Origin of the sequence: Leifsonia sp. Root227 (assembly GCF_001428745.1) — a bacterium.
Lineage (GTDB): Bacteria > Actinomycetota > Actinomycetes > Actinomycetales > Microbacteriaceae > Leifsonia.
Window position 1 is genome coordinate 699746 of sequence record NZ_LMIO01000002.1, and the last position, 21171, is coordinate 720916.

Consider the following 21171-nt stretch of genomic DNA (forward strand, 5'->3'; position numbering starts at 1 on the left):
AGCCAAAGAAAGAGCGGTTGCAGCCACACCGAGAGTGGCCGCGGCAAGCGGGGTGGTACCGCGGCGGACGAGTCACACGTCCGGCGTCCTCGTGCAGACGAACGACCTGCCAGGAGTGAGATGCCGTACCCCAAGTCCCCGGAAGAACCTTCGGCGAGCGCATCGGCGGCGCGCGATGCCCAGCCGGGCGTCAGCCCGAGCCCGAGCTTCCCGGACATCGAGACCGACGTGCTCGCGTTCTGGAAAGAGGACGGCACCTTCCGTGCATCCATCGACAACCGGCAGGATGCGCCGGAGTGGGTCTTCTACGACGGCCCGCCATTCGCCAACGGCCTGCCGCACTACGGTCACCTGCTGACCGGATACGCCAAGGACGTCTTCCCGCGCTTCCAGACGATGCGCGGCAAGAAGGTCGAGCGCAGGTTCGGCTGGGACACCCACGGTCTGCCCGCCGAGCTGGAGGCTGAGCGGCAGCTCGGGCTCACCGACAAGAGCCAGATCGAGGAGATGGGCATCGCGGCCTTCAACCAGACCGCGAAGGACGCGGTGCTGCACTACACCCGCGAGTGGCGGGAGTACGTCACCAGGCAGGCGCGCTGGGTCGACTTCGACAACGACTACAAGACGCTCGACGTCACATACATGGAGTCGGTGATCTGGGCGTTCAAGCAGCTGCACGAGAAGGGCCTCGCCTACGAGGGCTACCGCGTGCTGCCGTACTGCTGGCGCGACCAGACCCCGCTGTCCAACCACGAGCTCCGGATGGACGACGACGTCTACAAGATGCGTCAGGACCAGACGGTCACCGTCACGTTCCCGCTGACCGGCGCGAAGGCGGAGTCGCTCGGTCTCACCGGCGTGCGGGCGCTCGCCTGGACGACGACGCCGTGGACCCTGCCGACCAACCTCGCGCTGGTCGTCGGGCCCGACATCGAGTACGCGGTCGTGCCGGCTGGCCCGAACGGCGCGGCCGACGCGCACGGCACCCCGGACGACGAGGTGCTGAGCGGCGAGTACCTGCTCGCGGTCGACCTCGTCGGCAACTACGCCAAAGACCTCGGCTACGAGTCCGTCGCGGATGCGGTGGCCGCCGTGAGGCGCCGCATCCGTGGGGCCGAGCTCGAGGGCGTCACGTACGACAGGCTCTGGGACTACTACGCGGACACCGAGGAGTACGGCACGCAGAACGCGTGGCGCCTCCTGGTCGACGACTACGTCACCACCGAGGACGGCACGGGCATCGTGCACCAGGCTCCGGCATACGGCGAGGACGACCAGCGTGTCTGCGAGGCCGCCGGCATCCCGGTCATCATCTCGGTGGACGACGGCGCCCGGTTCCTTCCTGTGGTCGAGGACGTGGCCGGCTTACAGGTGTTCGAGGCGAACAAGCCGCTCACCAAGCTGCTCAAGGAGAACGGCCGGCTGCTGCGCCAGGCGAGCTACGAGCACTCGTACCCGCACTGCTGGCGCTGCCGCAACCCGCTGATCTACAAGGCGGTGTCGAGCTGGTTCGTGCGCGTGACCGACTTCCGCGGGCGGATGGGCGAGCTCAACCAGCAGATCAACTGGGTGCCGGAGAACGTCAAGGACGGCCAGTTCGGCAAGTGGGTCGGCAACGCCCGCGACTGGTCGATCTCGCGCAACCGCTACTTCGGCTCGCCGATCCCGGTCTGGAAGAGCGACGACCCCGCGTACCCGCGCATCGACGTTTACGGCTCGCTGGCCGAGCTGGAAGCCGACTTCGGCACGATCCCGACGAACGCGGCAGGTGAGCCCGACCTGCATCGTCCGTTCATCGACGACCTCACGCGGCCGAACCCCGACGACCCCACCGGCCGTTCTACGATGCGCCGCATCCCGGACGTGCTGGACGTCTGGTTCGACTCCGGGTCGATGCCGTTCGCCCAGGTGCACTATCCGTTCGAGAACCGTGAGTGGTTCGAAGGGCACAACCCGGCCGACTTCATCGTCGAGTACATCGGGCAGACCCGCGGCTGGTTCTACATGCTGCACACGCTGTCCACGGCGCTGTTCGACCGGCCGGCGTTCAAGAACGTGATCAGCCACGGCATCGTGCTGGGCAGCGACGGGCAGAAGATGTCGAAATCTCTGCGCAACTACCCGGACGTCAACGAGGTCTTCGACCGCGACGGCTCGGATGCGATGCGCTGGTTCCTGATGGCGAGCCCCGTGCTGCGCGGCGGCAACCTGATCGTCACGGAGGAGGGCATCCGCGAGGGCGTCCGCCAGGTGCTGCTCCCGCTGTGGAGCACGTGGTACTTCTTCTCCCTCTACGCCAACGCGACCGGGTACGAGGCGAAGCGCCGCACAGACTCGACGGACGTGCTCGACCGCTACCTGCTGGCGAAGACCCGCGAATTGGTCGAGGACGTCACCGCCGACCTGGAGGCACTGGACTCCACGCTGGCCGCAGCCAAGCTGCGCGACTTCGCCGACATCCTCACCAACTGGTACGTGCGTCGTTCGCGTGACCGATTCTGGGAGGGCGTGGGCGCCGATGGCGCAGGGACGGAAGCGTTCGACACCCTCTACACCGTGCTGGAGACCGTCGCGCGCGTCGCGGCCCCCCTGCTCCCGCTGGTCACGGAGCGCGTCTGGCAGGGCCTCACCGGTGGGCGCAGCGTGCACCTGACCGACTGGCCGGACGCCGCCGAGTTCCCGGCGGACGACGCCCTGGTGGATGCGATGGACCGCATCCGCGGCATCAGCTCGACCACGCTGTCGCTGCGCAAGCAGGCTGGTCTCCGCGTGCGCCTCCCGCTCGCGTCCCTGACCATCGTCGCCGAGAACGCGGATGCGCTGCGGCCGTTCGATGGCATCCTGCGCGACGAGCTCAACGTGAAGGCGGTGGAGCTGGTCGAGCTGCACGAGGACAGCGCTGCGACCTACGGGATCACCAGCAGGCTGACGGTCAACGCCCGCGCGGCAGGACCGCGTCTCGGCAAGGACGTGCAGAAGGTCATCCAGGCCGCCCGTGCAGGCGACTGGTCGGAGAACGGCGGGGTGGTGACCGCCGGCGGCTTCGAGCTGGTCGACGGCGAGTACGAGCTCGTGCTGGAGACGGTGCAGGCGGACGGCGAGTCCACCCAGGCGCTCGCGCTGCTGCCGGGCGGCGGGTTCGTGCTGCTGGACACGCTGACGACGCCGGAGCTGGAGGCGGAGGGACTGGCGCGTGACATCATCCGCGCTGTGCAGGACACCCGCAAGAGCGCTGGCCTCGATGTGAGCGACCGGATCGAACTCTCTCTCAGCTTCGACGACCAGGCGGACGGGAACGCCGTGGAACGCGTCGCCGCAACCGTTGACATCGGAGCAGAGACCCTCGCCACGGTAGTCGGCATCGCGTCCGGCGGTGTCGCCGAGGTCGAAGGCGAGTACAGGAAGAGATTCGCCGCCGGGCAGTTCGCGAACGCGGGCGCATTCACGGTGGGCGTGGCCAAGGCGGAGGTGACGGTCTGATGAGCGACCCCATTCCAGCGGACGAGTTCCGCGACGCGGCGGACGCCGTCTACCAGGCGCTGCTGGCGCGCATCGGCGAGGGGGCGCCGGAGCGGCGACTGGATGCGACCAGGCGCGCAGTCGAGCTGCTGGGCGACCCGCAGCGGGCGTACCCGATCGTGCACATCACCGGCACGAACGGCAAGACATCGACCAGCCGCATCATCGAGAGCATCCTGCGGGCGTACGGCCTGCGCACGGGGCTGTTGACCAGCCCGCACCTGGTGCGTTTCAACGAGCGCATCGTGATCGACGGTCAGCCGATCTCCGATGAGGATCTGGTGCGCAACTGGGAGGACGTCCAGCCGTACATCGAGATCGTGGACAGCGAGCTCGCCGAGGGCGGGCATCCGCCGCTCACCTTCTTCGAAGCGCTGACGGTGCTGGCGTACGCCGCGTTCGCCGACGCGCCCGTCGACGTGGCCGTGATCGAGGTCGGCATGGGCGGCGAGTGGGACTCCACCAACGTCGGAGACGGCCAGGTGGCGGTGTTCACCCCCATCTCGCTCGACCACACCAAGGCGCTCGGCGACACCGTCGCGGAGATCGCGCGCACCAAGTCGGGCATCATCAAGCCCGCGGCCGACGTGGTGAGCGCCGCGCAGACGCAGGATGCGCTGGCCGAATTGAAGAACGCGGCGGAGCTCACGGAGTCCACCATCTCGACCCAGCCAGGAGCGTTCGACGTCGCATCCACGTCGGTCGCCGTCGGCGGTCAGCTGGTGAGCATCCGGGGCCGCGCTGCGACGTATGAGGAGCTGTTCCTGCCGCTCTACGGCGACCACCAGGCGCAGAACGCTGCCGTCGCCGTCGCGGCCGTCGAGACCTTCCTCGGCCGTGGCACCCAGCCGCTGAAAGCAGACCTGCTGGAGGAGGGCTTCGCCACGGCGACGTCACCTGGGCGCCTGCAGCTCATCGGGGTCGACCCGACCGTCCTCGTGGATGCGGCCCACAACCCGGCGGGCGCGCAAACCCTCGCAGATGCGATGCGCCGTTACTTCGATTTCGACGAGCTGACCTTCGTGTTCGGGTCCCTGGCCGACAAGGACGCGCGCGGCATCGTGCGCGCCCTCGCCCCCGTCGCCACGCAGTTCTACGTGACGGAGCCGCGCTCCGACCGCGCGCTGCCGGCCGACGAACTGGGCGAGATCGTGCTCGACGAGGTCGGCGACGAGGCGACCATCGTCTACGGCGACCTCGCTGAGGCGCTCGACGCCGCCCGCGAGTGGGCGGCGGAGGAACCGAAGCGCGCCGTGGTCGTCACCGGCTCGATCGTGCTCGTCGGCGACGCGATGGCCATCGCGGAGGCCGGCGAGTGGAAGCAGGCAGGGGCGTGAGCGGAGCGCAGCAGGACGGCGCAGACGGGCCCGCCGCCGACAAGGCAGCGGCTCCCGCTCGGAGGCCGCGGCGCGAACGCACCGTCCGCGAGATGCTCGGCTCCATCGTGCTCGGCTTCGAACTGCTCGTCGTCTTCCTCGGCGCTCTCGTGCTGTTCGGGCTCGGGTCGCTTCCCGCCGCCGTCGCCCTCGGCGGGGGAGCGGTGGTCGTCGTCCTGATGATCGTCGCCATGGGCACCCTGCAGTCCCCGGTGGGGATCGTGCTCGGCTGGTTCGTGCAGCTGGTGGTCGTCGCCGCCGGTTTCCTCGTGCCTGCCTTCTTCATCGTCGGCGCCATCTTCACGGCCATGTGGGCGTACTGCATGATCGCCGGCGCCCGCATCGACCGCAACAAAAAGGCCGCGAACGCGGCCGCAAACGGAACGGAGAATCCATGACCACCCCCGTCGAAGAGACCCTGGTGCTCGTCAAGCCGGACGGCGTCGCTCGCAACCTCACCGGCGAGATCCTGCGCCGGATCGAGGCGAAGGGCTACTCGCTCGTCGACATCCGGATGCTCCAGGCAGACCGCGACCTGCTCGCCGCTCACTACGCGGAGCACGAGGGCAAGCCGTTCTACGAGCCGCTGGTCGAGTTCATGGAGTCCGGCCCCATCGTCGCGATCCGCCTCGCAGGCAACCGCGTGATCGAGGGTTTCCGCTCCCTCGCCGGCACCACGGACCCCACCACGGCGGCCCCCGGCACCATCCGCGGCGACTTCGCCCGCGACTGGGGTCTCAAGGTGCAGCAGAACCTCGTGCACGGCTCCGACTCGCCAGAGTCTGCCGCCCGCGAGCTCGCCCTCTGGTTCGCCTGACCCCCAGTCCCCAAACCATCGAGTCCGGACTTGTTCAGGCGACACGCCGTGTGTCGCCTGAACAAGTCCGGACTYGTTTGTTTGGGAGGGGCTAGACGAAGACGTTGTTGATCCAGTCGAGCTGGATCTGGGCGAGGATCGCGACGATGGCGTACGAGATCACCGTGATGAGCGGAACCCAGGTGTAGAGCTTGCCGAAGAAGACACGCCCGGCTTCCGGGATGGGGATGTTGCCCGTCTTGAGGTTGTAGAGCGTGACAGCCCAGAACGTCGGGATGGTGACCAGCCAGGTGACCATGCACCAGGGGCAGAGCACGTTGAGCACGGTGATGGACTGAGTGATGAGGAAGATCACGAGCGCCATCGCGCCGATGACGCCCAGGTTGAAGAGCATCCAGAACCACTTGGCGAAACGGGCGCCGGCGAGCACGCCGACCCCCACGGCGATGGTCGCCGTCCAGCCGATCAGGCCGAGTAGCGGGTTCGGGAAGCCGAACAGCGAGCCCTGCCAGGAGTTCAGGTTCTTGGTGCACCCGACGAGCAGGCTGAAGTTGCACGACAGCTGCGCATCCGGGTTCTCCAGGAGGTGGAACTTGTCCATCGTGAGCATGAACGCCGCCCAGAGCCCGATGGCCCCTGCGACGATCAAAAAGATGGCGAGTACGGTCGGGCGGCGCTCGGCTGTAGTGACTGACACAGTCGGATTATGGCATGTGCATTCGCGTGTCGCCCTGGGAGGCAACCGCGTTCCCGGTACGGTCATGCGATAATCGTTGCAACTGGTTCTCCGGCAGCGTGCCGGAGAGACGCCAGCGAAGGCTTGAGGGCGTTGCGACGCCCAGGACAGTCGGCCGAAGTGGTCGACGTACGACGAACGTAAGACGAAATGAGATCGCTGCGGACCGCGCCACGAGCCGACCGCACGCGTGAAGGATTAGCGGTGGCAGGCGCAACGCGTCCGCTGCCCTCATGAAAGTACCCGGTGCGCGGGAGACCGCCGCCGGTCGAGGAGTGCACCAGCGATGGTGGAAAACGAAAATACTGACAACACGCAGAACAACGGATCGGAAGCGGGGCCCAGGAAGCGATCTCGCCTCTTCGGTTCCAGGAAGAGCGCCAAGAAGAGCGCCTCCGCCGTGCCTGCGAACGATTCGCGTGAGGCCATTGCGTCCTCCGCGCCGACGGTGGCCGGGCACGCCTCGACCGCGCCTGCCGTCCAGGAGAGAACACCCATGGACGAGAACATCACCAACGACGGCCACGACGACATCATCGGCGCAGGTCCGTTCCCCGCCGGTCAGCCGGCCGTGACGACGCAGAGCGCACAGGATGCGGTCTCCGGCGCGGAACCGGACGGTTCGGAAGCGGACGCCGCGGACGCCGACGCCGCGGCAACAGCGGACGCCGACGCGGCTCTGCCCGGCCTCCCGCCGACCACGCTGCTGTTCCAGGCACCCGACATCATCCCGCTGCCTCCGCTCCCGCACGACGAGTACGACGACGAGCCGAGCACGGTCCGCCGCCGTTCGCGCCGCCGCGCGGGCGAGGAGAACCGGTCCGGCTCAAACGATCCGGCCAACACCGTCGTGAAGGTACGCGCACCGCGCGAGCCGGAGCTGATCACCGAGCCGCAGAAGGTCAAGGGCTCGACCCGCCTGGAGGCGAAGAAGCAGCGCCGCCGCGACGGACGCGACGCCGGTCGCCGCCGTCCTGTCATCACGGAGGCGGAGTTCCTCGCCAGGCGGGAGTCCGTCGACCGCCAGATGATCGTGCGCGAGAAGGGCGGCCGCATCCAGATCGGCGTTCTGGAGGACAAGGTGCTCGTCGAGCACTACGTCGCCAAGTCGCAGGAGGCGTCGCTCATCGGCAACGTCTACCTCGGTCGCGTGCAGAATGTGCTGCCCAGCATGGAGGCGGCGTTCGTGGACATCGGGCGCGGTCGCAACGCCGTGCTGTACTCCGGCGAGGTCGACTGGGACGCAGCGGAGACGGGCAACCAGCCCCGCCGTATCGAGCTGGCGCTCAAGCCGGGCGACCGCGTGCTCGTGCAGGTCACCAAAGACCCTGTCGGCCACAAGGGCGCCCGACTGACCAGCCAGGTCTCTCTGCCGGGCCGCTACTTGGTCTATGTGCCGAACGGCTCGATGAACGGCATCAGCCGCAAGCTGCCGGACACCGAGCGCGCGCGCCTCAAGAAGATCCTCAAGGAGGTTCTCCCCGAGAACACCGGCGTGATCGTGCGCACCGCCGCAGAGGGCGCGACGGAGGAGCAGCTGACGCTCGACGTCACGCGTCTCACCGCGCAGTGGGCGGACATCAGCAGGCAGGTCGAGACGGTGGGAGCGCCTGCGCTCCTGCACAGCGAGCCCGACCTGCTGATCAAGATCGTGCGCGACGTCTTCAACGAGGACTTCCAGAAGCTGATCATCGCCGGCCAGGATGCGCAGAGCACCATCGAGAACTACCTGCGTCAGGTGGCTCCCGACCTGCTCGACCGCGTCGAGGCATACTCGGGTGACCGGGATGCGTTCGACGAGTTCCGCATCACGGAGCAGATCGAGAAGGCGCTCGACCGCAAGGTCTGGCTGCCTTCCGGCGGCTCGCTGGTGATCGACCGCACAGAGGCGATGACCGTGGTCGACGTCAACACCGGCAAGTTCGTCGGATCTGGCGGAAACCTCGAAGAGACGGTCACCAAGAACAACCTGGAGGCGGCGGAGGAGATCGTCCGCCAGCTGCGCCTGCGCGACATCGGCGGCATCATCGTCGTCGACTTCATCGACATGGTGCTCGAGTCGAACCGCGACCTCGTGCTCCGTCGCCTGATCGAGTGCCTGAGCCGCGACCGCACCAAGCATCAGGTGGCAGAGGTCACGTCGCTCGGCCTGGTCCAGATGACGAGGAAGAAGCTCGGCCTCGGCCTGCTCGAGACGTTCAGCGAGGCCTGCGAGGTCTGCGCTGGCCGCGGCGTCATCGTGCACCACGACCCCGTCGTGAAGCACCGTCAGACGCCGCAGCAGCAGCCGCAGAGCGAGCGCCGTCGTGGACGAGGCAACCAGCAGTCCGGCGGCTCGGGCAACGGCTCGTCGAACGGCAACGGAAACGGTTCCTCGAACGGCAACGGAGGCTCGAACGGCAACGGAGGAACGCCGACCGGTGTGACGCACGCCATCACCGACGACGCCAAGAACGCACTCGCGCAGATCGCAGCGTCGACGCTCGCCCACCCGCACGATGACCACCAGCAGCATGTGGATGCAGACGCAGCGGCGACCGAGGCCGCCCACGGCAAGCACGTGGCCGAGGAGCAGCAGCAGGATGCGCCGAAGAAGTCCCGCCGCAAGAACGGCAAGCGCGACAGGGCGAAGGCAGCGGAGGCCGAGCAGGCCGCCGCTGAGGCGACGAGTAACGAGCCGGCGCGCACCGAATCTGCTCCGGCCGAGCAGGCTGCACCCGCTGCAGAGGCGGCGCCCGACCGCCAGGCAGCCGCTGAGCGCCCCGCTGCGCGACGCGAGGCCGCCGAGGCGCCCGTACCCATCATCGAGCTCCCTGAGCCCGCTGCGGCGCCCGTGACGCGTCGCACGCCCACCAAGGAGGCCGAGCTCCTGCTCGACTCTGTGCTCGACGCGCTCCCGCAGCCGAAGCAGCCAGGTCAGGGCCGTGGCCGCAGCCGCAGGGTCAGCACCGCTGCGATCGTCGGCGGAGACATCGCCCCGGAGATCACCCGTTCGGAGCAGTCCGAGTAACCCGGGCTGTCCAGCCGCGCTGAAGGCGCGGGGTCAGTGCTTGCGCACTCGATCCCGCGCCTTCACGCGTAGTCCGCTCGCGCGCAGCCGGATGACGAGCTCCTTGCCGTCCACCGCCGTCGCTCCCGCGGCCACCAGCTCGTCGTAGCGCTTGTCCGGCACGTCGTAGTGGTCAAGGTCGAAAGCGCGCGGTGCGATGCCGTTGGCGGCCGCGAAGGCGTGCAGCTCGTCCAGGCTCGCGTCGCTGACCAGGTGCGACCACAACATGCCGTGGGCGGGCCATGCCGGGGGATCGATCAGGACCGTCATACAATGATTGTAGGAACCGGCGCCGTCGATGGCGCCGATCGGTCCCGGAGCCCTCTCGTTGAATTGACGATAGATGGGTCGTCGGGTAAAGTTGACCGTTGGTGTGTGTCGGGCGTATCCCGCTCGACCATCATGGTTTTCTGAGAGCCGGTCCGTTGCACACTGCGACGGAGACGGACTCGCCAGTAACTTCCTGAAGAGTAAAGAGACAGGACCAGGTCCGCGGCTCATCGAGCCGAGGGGAGCTGTTCCCCGAAGAAAAGGTACGTAAAAGTGGTTTACGCAGTTGTGCGCGCCGGAGGCCGGCAGGAAAAGGTCGAGGTCGGCACCATCGTGACGATGGACCGGATCAAGGCTGATAAGAACGGCAACGTCGAGCTGGCTGCTGTGCTGCTTGTCGACGGCGACAAGATCACGTCCGACGCCGGTTCGCTGGCGAAGGTCAAGGTCACTGCTGAGGTCCTCAACGACCTCCGTGGCCCGAAGATCGTGATCCAGAAGTTCAAGAACAAGACCGGCTACAAGAAGCGCCAGGGGCACCGTCAGGACCTCACGCGCGTCAAGATCACCGGCATCAAGTAGCCGATCGACCTCAGGCTTAGGAGAAGAAGCAGATGGCACACAAAAAGGGAGCGAGCTCGACTCGCAACGGTCGTGACTCGAACGCACAGCGCCTCGGCGTGAAGCGCTTCGGTGGCCAGGTCGTCGGAGCGGGCGAGATCATCGTCCGTCAGCGCGGCACCCACTTCCACCCCGGCGTGAACGTCGGACGTGGCGGAGACGACACCCTGTTCGCCCTCGCAGCCGGCTCGGTCGAGTTCGGCAACAAGGGCGGCCGCAAGGTCGTCAACATCGTGGCCGCCGAGGCGTAAAGCCCCGCACCACGCACCAGCATTCGAGGATGGGCGGGCTTCGGCCCGCCCTTTCTCCATTTACAGACTGAGAAGTCAGGAATCGAGGGACCCCCATGGCAACGTTCGTGGATCACGTGACGTTGCACCTGCGCGCCGGCAACGGCGGCAACGGGTGCGTCTCCGTCCGGCGGGAGAAGTTCAAGCCGCTGGCGGGTCCGGACGGCGGCAACGGCGGGAACGGCGGCGACATCGTCCTCGTCGCCGACCCGCAGGTCACCACACTGCTCGGCTACCACCGGGCTCCGCACCGCTCGTCGGAGAACGGCGGCTTCGGCATGGGCGACCACCGCAGCGGCCACCTGGGCGAGGAGCTCGAGCTCCCTGTTCCCGTCGGCACCGTGGTCAAGGACCCGTCCGGCGCCGAGCTCATCGACATGAACGAGCCGGGGATGCGCTACGTCGTCGCCCCTGGCGGCATCGGCGGCCTCGGCAACGCCGCGCTCTCCAACCCGAAGCGCAAGGCGCCCGGCTTCGCCCTGCTCGGCACGCCGGGCTGGGAGGGCGACGTCCTCCTGGAGCTCAAGACGGTCGCCGACATCGCGCTCGTCGGCTACCCGTCCGCCGGCAAGTCGAGCCTGATCGCCGCGCTGTCGGCCGCCAAGCCGAAGATTGCGGACTACCCGTTCACCACCCTGCACCCGAACCTGGGTGTCGTGCAGGCCGGTGACACCCGGTTCACCATCGCCGACGTCCCCGGTCTGATCGAGGGCGCGAGCGAGGGCAAGGGCCTCGGTCTCGAGTTCCTGCGCCACGTCGAGCGCTGCAGCGCGCTGCTGCACGTCCTCGACTGCGCGACGCTGGACCCTGGACGCGACCCGCTGAGCGATCTCGACGTCATCCTGGGGGAGCTGGGCGCATACCCGGTCCCCGAGGGGCAGACGCCGCTGCTGGATCGCCCGCAGCTCATCGCCCTCAACAAGATCGACGTGCCTGAGGCGCGCGAGCTCGCCGAGTTCGTCCGGCCCGACCTCGAGGCTCGCGGCTACCGCGTGTTCGAGATCTCGACCGTGAGCCACGAGGGACTGCGTCAGCTGTCCTTCGCCCTGGCAGAGCTGGTCGAGGAGGCGCGCGTCGCGCAAGCCGCGGCCGAGGCGGAGCGTCCGCGCATCGTCATCCGGCCGCAGGCCGTGGACGACGGAGGGTTCGTCGTCAAGGTCGAGGGCGGCTCCGACGGCCCTGTGTACCGCATCTTGGGCGCCAAGCCGGAGCGCTGGGTGGCGCAGACCGACTTCGCGAACGACGAGGCCGTCGGCTTCCTCGCCGACCGGCTGGCGAAGCTGGGCGTCGAAGACAGGCTGTTCAAAGCGGGAGCCGTCGCAGGTTCCACCGTGGTCATCGGCCGGAACAACGGCGTCGTGTTCGACTGGGAGCCGACGCTCACGTCCACCGCGGAGCTCATCACCTCGCCGCGTGGAACGGACGTGCGCCTCGACGGCAACGACCGCCCCACCCGCAACCAGCGCCGCGAGGACTACTTCGACCGGATGGATGCCAAGGCGGAGGCCCGCGCAGAGCTGCTGCGCGAACGCGAGGCAGGGCTCTGGCAGGATGACGACTACGCGGACGCCGTCGAGGCGCTCGACAGCGCGGACAGTGCGCAGGGCGGCCAGACGCAGGGCACTCAGAACAGGGAGACCGATTCGGAATGACCATCGACGACCGCAGCCAGGTCCCCACAGCACGGCGTGTCGTCGTCAAGGTGGGTTCGTCCTCCATCAGCGGGGAGAACGCCGGGCAGATCGGTCCGTTGGTCGATGCTCTCGCCGAGGCGCACGGGCGCGGCACCCAGGTGATCCTGGTGTCGTCCGGTGCCATCGCCACGGGCATCCCGTATCTGGCGCTGCAGGAGCGCCCCACCGACCTGGCGACCCAGCAGGCGGCGGCGGCGGTCGGGCAGAACGTGCTCATCTACCGCTACCAGGACAGCCTCGACCGCTACGACATCGTCGCCGGCCAGGTGCTCCTGACCGCAGGCGACATGGAGACGCCGACCCACCGCATCAACGCCAAGCGGGCGATGGAGCGGCTGCTCGACCTGCGCATCCTGCCCATCGTCAACGAGAACGACACGGTCGCGACGCACGAGATCCGGTTCGGAGACAACGACAGGCTCGCGGCGCTGGTCGCACTGCTGGTCGACGCCGACCTGCTCGTGCTGCTCTCCGACGTGGATGCGCTGTACACCAAGCCCCCGCAGGAACCGGGAGCTGAGCGCATCGACATCGTCGAGTACGACGACGCGCTGGAGGGCGTGGAGATCGGCTCGACCGGCCTGTCCGGCGTCGGAACGGGCGGGGCGCTCACCAAGGTGTCCGCCGCTCGCCAGGCCGCGGAGAACGGAACGGCGGTCATCCTGACCGCTACGGCCAACGTCTCCGAAGCGCTGGCCGGCGCTGCCGTCGGCACCTGGTTCGCTCCGGCACGGGATGCGGTCACCGCGTCCTAAACTTGACGCATGGTCGACACCATCACCGAACCCCTCTCGCTGGTCGAGAAGCTCGCAGCAGCCAAGCGGGCGTCCATCGTGCTCGCCACGGCGAACACGGACGCGAAGAACGCCGCGCTGCTGGCGGTCGCGGCCGGTCTGCGGTCGCAGGCTCCGCGCATCCTGCAGGCGAATGAGCTCGATCTCGCCAACGGCAGGGAGAACGGCCTGACCACCGGCCTGCTCGACCGGCTCACGCTGTCGGAGGCGCGCTTGGATGCGCTGGCTGAGGCTGTGCGCGAGGTCGTCGGCCTCAGCGACCCTGTCGGGGAGGCGGTGCGCGGCAGCCACCTGCCGAACGGCGTGTCGATCACGCAGGTGCGGGTGCCGTTCGGCGTCGTCGGCGCGATCTACGAGGCACGACCCAACGTCACGGTCGACATCGCGGCTCTCGCCCTCAAGAGCGGAAACGCGGCCGTGCTGCGCGGAGGGAGCGCCGCGATCAACACGAATCGGGTGCTGGTCGAGGTGATCCAGGATGCGTTCGCTTCCGTCGGCCTCCCCGCCGACGCTGTGCAGACCATCGACGAGTTCGGCCGCGACGGCGCCACCCAGTTGATGAAGGCCCGCGGATACGTGGATGTGCTGATCCCGCGGGGGAGCGCCGACCTGATCCGCACGGTCGTGACAGAGTCGACCGTCCCGGTCATCGAGACGGGCGCCGGCGTGGTGCACATCGTGCTCGACGAGTCCGCCAGAGAGGACTGGGCCGTCGACATCGTGCGCAACGCCAAGGTGCAGCGCCCGAGCGTGTGCAACGCCGTGGAGACGCTGCTCGTCCACCGCGCGGCCGCCGACCGGCTGCTCCCGCCCGTGCTCGCCGCGCTGACCGCGTCCGGTGTCACGGTGCACGCCGACGAGCGAGCGATCGGATACTCCTCTGCGGCGGTTCCTGTGACGGAGGAGGACTGGGCGACGGAGCACATGAGCCTCGACATCTCGGTGAAGGTCGTCGACGATCTCGACGAGGCGATCGGCCACATCCGCCGGTACTCGACCCAGCACACCGAGTCGATCATCACGAACGACCTGGCCAACGCCGACCGCTTCCTCGCCGAGGTGGACTCCGCGGTGGTCATGGTGAACGCCTCCACCCGGTTCACCGACGGAGGCGAGTTCGGCTTCGGAGCCGAGGTCGGCATCTCCACCCAGAAACTGCACGCGCGCGGGCCGATGGGGCTGCCGGAGCTGACCAGCACCAAGTGGATCGTCCGCGGGTCAGGGCAGATCAGGGCCTGACACGCCACTAGACTGTTTCGCAGGCGTTCGCGCGCCTTCGGAAAGGAAGAAACTCGATGACTCACCTGACGCTGCTGCTGGCCGAGGCCGAAACGCACGTTGAACTCCCCATGCCGACATGGGCGTACGGCGCGATCGCGATCGTGATCTTCACCGTCCTCGGTTTCGTCATCTGGTCGTACCGCGACGTCGCGAACCGCCACAGCCACAAGGCGGGTCCAGGCGCCGCATCGCACGCCGGCGCGCCCGGCGCCACCCACCACGGCACCGGACACCCCACCCAGGGTCACTGACCTCTGCACGACGAATGCAGCTGACGGAGAAGCGTCGCACGCGCATCGGCGTGATGGGCGGCACGTTCGACCCCATCCACCACGGTCACCTGGTCGCGGCCAGCGAGGTCGCCCAGTCGTTCGACCTGGATGAGGTCATCTTCGTCCCCACCGGGCACCCCTGGCAGAAGGGCGAGGTCACGCCGGGGGAGCACCGCTACCTCATGACGGTGATCGCGACCGCCTCCAATCCCCGCTTCACGGTGAGCCGCGTCGACATCGACCGCGAGGGCCCGACGTACACGATCGACACCCTCCGCGACCTGCACGAGTCCCGCCCGGACGCCGAACTCTTCTTCATCACCGGGGCGGACGCCATCGCGCAGATCCTCAGCTGGCGCGATGTGCAAGAGCTCTGGGACCTCGCTCACTTCGTCGCTGTGAGTCGTCCGGGACATGACTTGAGTATTTCTGGATTGCCAGCGCAGGACGTAAGCTTGTTGGAAGTTCCGGCCCTGGCGATCTCGTCAACCGACTGCCGGACCCGGGTGAGCAGGGGATTCCCGGTCTGGTACTTGGTGCCGGACGGGGTTGTTCAATACATCTCCAAACACCATCTGTATCGGAGTGTGGCATGACTTTGTGGCAAGACCCGCCGCCACAGACACGGCGTCAGGCGCGTGAGAACGAGCGTTCAGCGGCACAGGCCGCCGGTCAGGCGTCCCGTCGTGCAGGAACGGCAGAGCCGACCCCGGCCGGGGAGATCCCGACCATGACGACGCCGTACACGTTCTCGTCCGGTCGCGACGCGGCTGACCCGGCGGAGACCGCCGACGGCGCAGAGCCCCCCGCGATCCCCGCATCCGCGTTCGAGGAGCCGGGCGTCACGCCGCCGAGCCGGCCGAACCTGCCGACGTTCGGCAACGCGTTCGACCTTCCCGCCGCGCCTGTCGCTCCCGCCGCCGCTGCGCCCGCCGCCGCTGCGCAGACCGACGACGCCCTGTTCAAGCAGTCCACGGATGCGTCCCAGCCGGAGCCCGTGACGGTGCCGGTCGCCGTGGTGAAGCAGGAGGACGCGGCTGCCGCTTCCCCCGCGCCCGCGCCGACCCCGACTCCGGAGCGCACGCTGACGCGCCGCGAGCTGCGCGCCATGCAGCAGGCGCAGGAGGCCAACCAGCAGGCAGGGCACCCGGATGCGGTGATCCCCGTCACCTTCACGCCTCCGCCTGAGCCTGCTCCCGCGCGTCCGTCTGCAGGGCCGGAGGTGGAGTCGTCCTCGCCGAGCGCCTGGCCGTTCGCGCCGCTCGGGTCCGCGTCGGCGGCGGCGCCCGCTGCTGCGAAGGGCGAGACCGCGCCCGCTGCGCCACAGGACGCTCCTGCTCCCGCCGTGACAGCATCCACCGCCGACGCATCGCTGCTGGCTCCGCCCACCGCGGCCGCGCCGGTAGCGGCCGAGAAAGACGACGCGGACAGCTCGCTCGAGCGTCAGCCGTTCACGCCGCCGACCGGCCACTGGTCGACCGCCGCCGAGCGCGACGACAAGAACCAGCCGTTCGACCAGATCATCTCGCGCAACGTCGGCCAGCCCGGCTCTGCGACCACGACCAACGCCCTCATCCTCCCCGTGCTGCCGACCGCGGACGCGACAGGCCCGCTCACCGCGACAGGGGAGATCCTGGTCACCGGGTCCATCGACCTGCCACGCGGCCTCGGCTCGACCGGCGCCCACCCCGACCGCATCGACTCGTCGGACCTCGACCGTCTGCTCGAGGGAGACGAGAACGAGTTCAACACGTCCGAGGTCGCGCCCATCCGTGCATCCAGGGCCATCAGCTCGCACACGTCCACCCGCGGCGTCATCGCCCCTCCGAAGAAGCGCGGCGGCAAACTGCCCGTCGTGCTCATCGTCACCGCCGGCGTGCTCGCCGTCGGCGTCATCGGCCTGCTCATCTCCGCATACGTCTTGAAGGTGTTCTGATCATCCTTTCCACTCCGTCCCAGCCTGCCGTCCCCACCGGGGAGGTCGGCGCGTGACCGCGACAGACCACGCCAAGCAGATCCTGCAGCTCGCCGCCCGCGCTGCCGACTCCAAGTCCGGAGAGGACCTGGTGGCGCTCGACGTCTCAGGGCCGCTCCCGCTGACCGACGTGTTCCTGCTGGTCAGCGGCCGCGTGGAGCGCAATGTGATCGCGATCGCCGGCGAGATCGAGGACCAGCTCAACGAGGCGGGCGTCAAGACGCTGCGCCGCGAAGGCAAGGCAGAGGGCCGCTGGGTGCTGCTCGACTTCGGCGACCTGGTCGTGCACGTCTTCCACGAGGAGGATCGCATGTACTACGCGCTCGAGCGCCTGTGGAAGGACTGCCCGGTGGTTCCGCTGGAGCTGCCCGTGCACGAGGGCGCCGAGTAGCCAATCCCGTGTCGCGTCCGGCCGCGAACCGGATTGGCGGGGTTCTCCCTGCCCTGTGTGAGAGTTCTCTCATGAACCGTTGATTGACTGGCGGAATGAGATGCCCGACAGACAACGCCACCCTCGTGATGAGCGAGCGCAGTGGTATCGAGATCGACTACTGCCCCGAGTGCCGCGGAGTGTGGCTCGACCGCGGAGAGCTCGACAAGATCATCGACCGCGCGCAGCCTGCCCAGCAGCCGCAGCAGACCGCCCCGTATGCTCCGCCCGCCCAACCGCAACACCCCGCGCAGCAGCAGGCTCCACAGCAGCACTACGGGCAGCAGCAGTACGGCCAGCAGGGATACGGCCAGCAGCAGTACCCGTACAAGAAGAAGCGCGAGAACTGGCTCAGCGAACTCTTCGACTAATCGCGGCACGCCCGAGCGTCGCGCTGGTTTCTTGCAGACCTGGATCATGTAGTACGCTAAACGAGTTGTTTCGGAGAGATCGGGAGCAGCATCTGGGTCTGTGGCGCAGCTGGTAGCGCACCTGCATGGCATGCAGGGGGTCAGGGGTTCGAGTCCCCTCAGATCCACCAAAAACCCCCGGAGTTCCACGGAACTCCGGGGGTCTTCTCGTTCTCGGTCGTCAGCCGATCCGCTTCTTCCACCGCGCCGCGTAGCTGAGCGGAACGAAGCCGATGGCCTCGTTCACGTCGAGCATCGGGCGGTTGTCCTCGGCGTTCATCGTCTCGACGATCCTGCTGTCCGGGAAGCGGGCGCTGAGCTCGCGCAGGTTGGTGAGCTTCAGAAGCATCCCGAGGCGGTGGCCGCGGTGGTCGGCGAGGACCAGCGTGTCCATCTGCTCGGCCGGCCGATCCGGCTCGGCAGGGACGCCGAGCTCTGTGTAGCCGGCTGGGTGTCCGGTCGCGGTCTCGACGGCGATCGTGGTCAGCATCGACATCGGGCTCTCCGCCCAGATGGCGTCGAAAGCGCGGATGCGGTCGGCGGTCCAGACGTCCTCTGTCTGCTCCATGCCGGCGTTCGGGGTGTCCGTGGTCATCCGGGTGCGCATCAGCGCGAAGGCGTCCACCCATTCGTCGGGCGTTGGTCCCTCCCAGGTCACCGTCCGGTAGCCCGTCGCCGCTGCCTGCGCTGCGTCGAGGCTCGACGCGGCGACGTCCGCATCCATCGGCAGGGTGAGGCCGCTCATCCGGCCGACCTGCTCCAGGGTGAAGCCGTAGCGGAGCAGGAACCGGGTGGATGCGAGACGAGCGGGCACCGATCCGAAGCCGGTGGGCGCCGGGATGCTGTCTCCTCCCAGGCCCGCGGGGAAGTCGGTCTGGTTCTGGATGGTGCGGCGGCCGGCGTCCCGCGCCATCCGTTCCAGACGCTCGTACAGTGCTGAGCCGATCCCCGCCGACCGATAGTCGGGCAGGACGGACACGGCCGACCAGCATTCGGAGGCGTCGCCCGGCATGGCCAGGGTGCCTCGGCCGACGACCCGGCCGTCGACGGTGGCGATGAGCCCGAGCGATTTCGTCGACTGGTCCTTCCAGTTCGGCAGCAGCTCGGCGGCTGCCACCTCTGGGTCGGCGACGGGGAAGGCGTCTCCACGCAGCTCGGCCTCCACGATGCTGCGCACCGTGGCCATGCCGATGAAGTCGGCGGCGTCAGGGGCGTCGATGCTATCGGGCACCGTGACCGTGGAGATGGTGAACGCTGGAGTGGTGGTGCTGGTGTGCTCTGGGGAGGAAACGAACTCGGAAACGTGCTCAGAAGATGACATGGGGTCCTCGGTTTGCAGGGTCGATCGACTCACCCACGGTCGTGGGGAGGAAGGAAATCACTGCTACCGGATCACGTTGGACAGTGTTGCATGGCGCCGACGCGGAGAGCAAGAGGGTTCTTGTGCTCGATCGCCGGATGCCGATTGAATGACGGGATGAGCACCGTCGACCCGACCATCGCCCGCCGCGAGCGAGCGGAGCGGCGGCCGTCGAACCTCCGGGTCACGGTCGTGCTGCTGCTTCTGCTGGTCGGCGGCCTCGCCGCAGGGTACGGCTGGGGCGGGTTCGGCACCATGATGCAGGAGCAGCCGGATGAGCCTCCTGTGCTCGTGCTGATCGCGATCCCGGTCGGGATGCTGCTGGTGATCGCCGCATCCATCGCGTGGGCCGCGATCGTGCTGAAGCGGGGCGACCTCGGCATGATGTACGGGAACGCCACCGTGCTCCTCGGTGCAGGTGTCGGCGTGATCGTGGTCTCCGCGCAGAGCGGCCCGGCGTTCGTCAGGTATATCGGCTACGGTCTGCTCGCGCTGGCCGCGGTGTGCCTGCTGCTCGGGGTCGCCGCCGCCGGCGCGCGCAGGAGGCGCGTCAGCGCGGAGGAGTCAGCGATGCGCTCCGGTACGCAGGTCACCGCCGTGGTCACGGACAAGGGATACACGGTGTTCCACGAGAGCGATCGGATCTTCACCACGGTCACCTTCGGGTTCACCGATCTGCAGGGCGTGCAGCGCTGGGTGCAGCGGCCGATGCTGGTCAGGGCGGAAGACCCCATCCAGAACGGTCAGCAGACGCGGCTGTGGTTCGACGCCGCGAACCCGGGAAACGACAAAGCGATCGTGGTCGAACTCGCGTACGCCTCCCCGCTCCGTTCGCCTCTGCCGCGCCGGTGAGGGGCGTGAGGGGGCTTTCAGGACGCGCAGTGCGCCTCCAAGCTGACCGATAGGTGTTATGGCTAGTATTTCGACATTCCTCCTTTCGCCTCACCCTCCGAAGGACCTTCGATGACCGACCTGCCGCGCAGGCACCAGCGCGCCAAGGGGCCGACCGCCGTGCGACACGGTCGCCTGCCTCGCCGTCGTGCTGCCGGAACGGTCATGCGGATACTCGCCGCGGCGGTCGCCGTCGTGGCGGTGAGCGTCGGAAGCGTCGCAGCGTACGCGGTCTGGGATGTCGCCCGCTCGGTCAAGACGGGCGTCGTCCTGGCCACGCTGCCTGGTCACACCAAACAGGCCATTCCGAACGTCGGCGCCATCCAGGGTGGCGTGAACCTGCTCCTCACCGGCACGGACAGCCGCAGCAACCTCGGCGGCATCTACGACTCGGCCGACGAACAGGATGCGAGCACCGGCGAGGGCAACAACGACGTCACGATGCTGCTGCACATCGCCCAGGACCACAAGAGCGCGATGGTGATCAGCTTCCCGCGCGACCTGATGGTCGAGATCCCGGACTGCCCTGCTCCGACCGGAGGTGGCACCGTCGACGGTTCGAGCAGCGCGATGTTCAACACGGCCCTGTCCCGCGGCGGTCTGCCCTGCGTCGTGCTCACGGTGGAGAAGCTGACAGGGATCGACATCCCGTTCGCCGCCGTCATCAACTTCAACGGCGTGAGCGCGATGTCGAACGCGATCGGTGGAGTGACGGTCTGCCTCGCCACTCCGGTCACCGACGACTTCACCACCCCACCGCTCGATCTGCCGGCGGGGGAGAACACCCTGGTCGGCGACGTCGCGCTGTCGTTCCTGCGGAGCAGGCACGGCGTCGGCGACGGCAGCGACCTCGGCAGAATCAGCAACCAGCAGGTGTTCCTGTCCGCACTGGCCAGGAAGGTCGTCTCCGGCGGCGTGCTCGGAAACCCGGTGCAGCTCTACGGGCTGGCGAAGGCCGCGGTGGAGAACATCACGCCGTCGGACACGCTGACCAACCCGACGACACTGGTCGAGATCGCCCTCGCGCTGAAGGACACCGGTCTCGACAACATGGTGTTCATGCAGTATCCGGCGGTGACCGATCCGGACGACTCGAATCGGGTGATCGTGGACGACACGGCGGCCCAGGCGATCAACACCGCGCTGGTGAACGACCAGCCGGTGAAGCTCACCGGCACGACGGGGCGCGCTGCGGAGGACCAGGCCGGCACGGGAACGCCGACTCCGGCGGTGCCGGCGGCTCCGGACGCGACGGCACCCGCAACGACGGCGCCGGCTCCCGGCGACACGTCGACGGCTCCCGCGACGACCGGACCGATCGAGCTCCCCAGCAGCATCACCGGCCAGACGGCAGCGCAGCAGACCTGCACGAAGGGCAACAACTAG

The 21171-nt window shown here is 68.3% G+C and carries 20 protein-coding genes and 1 tRNA gene; 18 read left to right on the forward strand and 3 right to left on the reverse strand.

Going from position 1 to position 21171, the window contains the following annotated elements; genetic code table 11:
- Positions 1 to 120 precede the first annotated feature (120 nt).
- From ileS to ndk, 4 genes are read left to right on the forward strand one after another with little or no spacing between them, the layout of a single operon-like run.
- Positions 121 to 3480 (forward strand): isoleucine--tRNA ligase, encoded by a 3360-nt coding sequence (gene ileS / locus ASE16_RS08210; protein ID WP_055893459.1) that lies wholly within the window; start codon positions 121 to 123, stop codon positions 3478 to 3480.
- Positions 3480 to 4856 (forward strand): bifunctional folylpolyglutamate synthase/dihydrofolate synthase, encoded by a 1377-nt coding sequence (locus tag ASE16_RS08215; protein WP_055893462.1) that lies wholly within the window; start codon positions 3480 to 3482, stop codon positions 4854 to 4856. Before ileS ends, ASE16_RS08215 begins: the two co-directional genes overlap by 1 nt.
- Complete coding sequence (locus ASE16_RS08220) at positions 4853 to 5293, forward strand: DUF4233 domain-containing protein (RefSeq protein WP_055893463.1); 441 nt, start codon at positions 4853 to 4855, stop codon at positions 5291 to 5293. The genes ASE16_RS08215 and ASE16_RS08220 overlap by 4 nt, the downstream gene beginning before the upstream one ends.
- Positions 5290 to 5712 carry a nucleoside-diphosphate kinase gene (gene ndk / locus ASE16_RS08225; RefSeq protein WP_055893466.1) on the forward strand — a complete coding sequence of 141 codons (423 nt, stop codon included), beginning with the start codon at positions 5290 to 5292 and terminating at the stop codon, positions 5710 to 5712. The genes ASE16_RS08220 and ndk overlap by 4 nt, the downstream gene beginning before the upstream one ends.
- Positions 5713 to 5803: 91 nt before the next feature.
- On the opposite strand, the gene ASE16_RS08230 is transcribed toward ndk, so the two are convergent.
- The gene (locus tag ASE16_RS08230) at positions 5804 to 6409 is read right to left on the reverse strand and encodes a vitamin K epoxide reductase family protein (protein ID WP_055893470.1); all 606 of its coding nucleotides are present in this window, start codon (positions 6407 to 6409) and stop codon (positions 5804 to 5806) included.
- Between the two features lie 325 nt (positions 6410 to 6734).
- Here ASE16_RS08230 and ASE16_RS08235 point away from each other — a divergent pair, with 325 nt between their 5' ends.
- Positions 6735 to 9458, forward strand: a complete 2724-nt coding sequence (locus ASE16_RS08235) for an Rne/Rng family ribonuclease (protein WP_055893472.1) — start codon at positions 6735 to 6737, stop codon at positions 9456 to 9458.
- 33 nt (positions 9459 to 9491) lie between these two features.
- Here the strand turns inward: ASE16_RS08235 and ASE16_RS08240 are convergent, their stop codons facing one another.
- Entirely contained in the window at positions 9492 to 9767 is a 276-nt protein-coding gene (locus ASE16_RS08240) for a DUF4031 domain-containing protein (RefSeq protein ID WP_055893475.1), read from the reverse strand.
- A gap of 273 nt (positions 9768 to 10040) precedes the next feature.
- Here ASE16_RS08240 and rplU point away from each other — a divergent pair, with 273 nt between their 5' ends.
- The 11 genes from rplU (at position 10041) to ASE16_RS08295 (ending at position 17665) form a co-directional block, all read left to right on the forward strand.
- Positions 10041 to 10349, forward strand: coding sequence for a 50S ribosomal protein L21 (rplU, locus tag ASE16_RS08245; protein WP_055893478.1), 309 nt, complete (start codon positions 10041 to 10043; stop codon positions 10347 to 10349).
- Positions 10350 to 10381: 32 nt separating this feature from the next.
- Complete coding sequence (gene rpmA / locus ASE16_RS08250) at positions 10382 to 10639, forward strand: 50S ribosomal protein L27 (RefSeq protein WP_055893481.1); 258 nt, start codon at positions 10382 to 10384, stop codon at positions 10637 to 10639.
- Positions 10640 to 10734: 95 nt separating this feature from the next.
- A complete protein-coding gene (gene obgE, locus ASE16_RS08255) occupies positions 10735 to 12330 on the forward strand; it encodes a GTPase ObgE (protein WP_055893485.1) in 1596 nt (531 codons plus the stop codon).
- Positions 12327 to 13127 carry a glutamate 5-kinase gene (gene proB, locus ASE16_RS08260; protein ID WP_055893489.1) on the forward strand — a complete coding sequence of 267 codons (801 nt, stop codon included), beginning with the start codon at positions 12327 to 12329 and terminating at the stop codon, positions 13125 to 13127. Before obgE ends, proB begins: the two co-directional genes overlap by 4 nt.
- Positions 13128 to 13136: 9 nt before the next feature.
- Positions 13137 to 14405: a glutamate-5-semialdehyde dehydrogenase gene (locus ASE16_RS08265; RefSeq protein ID WP_055893492.1), complete on the forward strand. Its 1269-nt coding sequence runs from the start codon at positions 13137 to 13139 to the stop codon at positions 14403 to 14405.
- Between the two features lie 56 nt (positions 14406 to 14461).
- Positions 14462 to 14698 carry a hypothetical protein gene (locus ASE16_RS08270; protein WP_055893494.1) on the forward strand — a complete coding sequence of 79 codons (237 nt, stop codon included), beginning with the start codon at positions 14462 to 14464 and terminating at the stop codon, positions 14696 to 14698.
- 14 nt (positions 14699 to 14712) lie between these two features.
- Positions 14713 to 15315, forward strand: coding sequence for a nicotinate-nucleotide adenylyltransferase (nadD, locus tag ASE16_RS08275; RefSeq protein WP_055893497.1), 603 nt, complete (start codon positions 14713 to 14715; stop codon positions 15313 to 15315).
- The gene (locus tag ASE16_RS08280) at positions 15312 to 16655 is read left to right on the forward strand and encodes a hypothetical protein (protein WP_082581315.1); all 1344 of its coding nucleotides are present in this window, start codon (positions 15312 to 15314) and stop codon (positions 16653 to 16655) included. Before nadD ends, ASE16_RS08280 begins: the two co-directional genes overlap by 4 nt.
- Before the next feature lie 52 nt (positions 16656 to 16707).
- On the forward strand, positions 16708 to 17085 hold the full coding sequence (gene rsfS / locus ASE16_RS08285; protein WP_055893503.1) for a ribosome silencing factor: 378 nt from the start codon (positions 16708 to 16710) through the stop codon (positions 17083 to 17085).
- A gap of 95 nt (positions 17086 to 17180) precedes the next feature.
- Positions 17181 to 17495, forward strand: coding sequence for a zf-TFIIB domain-containing protein (locus tag ASE16_RS08290; RefSeq protein ID WP_055893506.1), 315 nt, complete (start codon positions 17181 to 17183; stop codon positions 17493 to 17495).
- A gap of 94 nt (positions 17496 to 17589) precedes the next feature.
- A tRNA-Ala gene (locus tag ASE16_RS08295) sits at positions 17590 to 17665 on the forward strand.
- Positions 17666 to 17715: 50 nt separating this feature from the next.
- Here ASE16_RS08295 and ASE16_RS08300 read toward each other — a convergent pair.
- Positions 17716 to 18765: a GNAT family N-acetyltransferase gene (locus tag ASE16_RS08300; protein WP_162255972.1), complete on the reverse strand. Its 1050-nt coding sequence runs from the start codon at positions 18763 to 18765 to the stop codon at positions 17716 to 17718.
- Between the two features lie 246 nt (positions 18766 to 19011).
- Here ASE16_RS08300 and ASE16_RS08305 point away from each other — a divergent pair, with 246 nt between their 5' ends.
- Positions 19012 to 19746 (forward strand): hypothetical protein, encoded by a 735-nt coding sequence (locus ASE16_RS08305; RefSeq protein ID WP_055893511.1) that lies wholly within the window; start codon positions 19012 to 19014, stop codon positions 19744 to 19746.
- A 111-nt stretch (positions 19747 to 19857) separates the two neighbouring features.
- Positions 19858 to 21171, forward strand: a complete 1314-nt coding sequence (locus ASE16_RS08310; protein WP_055893514.1) for an LCP family protein — start codon at positions 19858 to 19860, stop codon at positions 21169 to 21171.

Coding starts and splice junctions, on each gene's coding strand:
- ileS (WP_055893459.1), top strand. CDS start 121: ATGCCGTACCCCAAGTCCCCGGAAGAACCTTCGGCGAGCGCATCGGCG.
- ASE16_RS08215 (WP_055893462.1), top strand. CDS start 3,480: ATGAGCGACCCCATTCCAGCGGACGAGTTCCGCGACGCGGCGGACGCC.
- ndk (WP_055893466.1), top strand. CDS start 5,290: ATGACCACCCCCGTCGAAGAGACCCTGGTGCTCGTCAAGCCGGACGGC.
- ASE16_RS08235 (WP_055893472.1), top strand. CDS start 6,735: ATGGTGGAAAACGAAAATACTGACAACACGCAGAACAACGGATCGGAA.
- ASE16_RS08240 (WP_055893475.1), bottom strand. CDS start 9,767: ATGACGGTCCTGATCGATCCCCCGGCATGGCCCGCCCACGGCATGTTG.
- rpmA (WP_055893481.1), top strand. CDS start 10,382: ATGGCACACAAAAAGGGAGCGAGCTCGACTCGCAACGGTCGTGACTCG.
- obgE (WP_055893485.1), top strand. CDS start 10,735: ATGGCAACGTTCGTGGATCACGTGACGTTGCACCTGCGCGCCGGCAAC.
- proB (WP_055893489.1), top strand. CDS start 12,327: ATGACCATCGACGACCGCAGCCAGGTCCCCACAGCACGGCGTGTCGTC.
- ASE16_RS08265 (WP_055893492.1), top strand. CDS start 13,137: ATGGTCGACACCATCACCGAACCCCTCTCGCTGGTCGAGAAGCTCGCA.
- ASE16_RS08270 (WP_055893494.1), top strand. CDS start 14,462: ATGACTCACCTGACGCTGCTGCTGGCCGAGGCCGAAACGCACGTTGAA.
- nadD (WP_055893497.1), top strand. CDS start 14,713: ATGCAGCTGACGGAGAAGCGTCGCACGCGCATCGGCGTGATGGGCGGC.
- ASE16_RS08280 (WP_082581315.1), top strand. CDS start 15,312: ATGACTTTGTGGCAAGACCCGCCGCCACAGACACGGCGTCAGGCGCGT.
- ASE16_RS08290 (WP_055893506.1), top strand. CDS start 17,181: ATGAGATGCCCGACAGACAACGCCACCCTCGTGATGAGCGAGCGCAGT.
- ASE16_RS08305 (WP_055893511.1), top strand. CDS start 19,012: ATGAGCACCGTCGACCCGACCATCGCCCGCCGCGAGCGAGCGGAGCGG.
- ASE16_RS08310 (WP_055893514.1), top strand. CDS start 19,858: ATGACCGACCTGCCGCGCAGGCACCAGCGCGCCAAGGGGCCGACCGCC.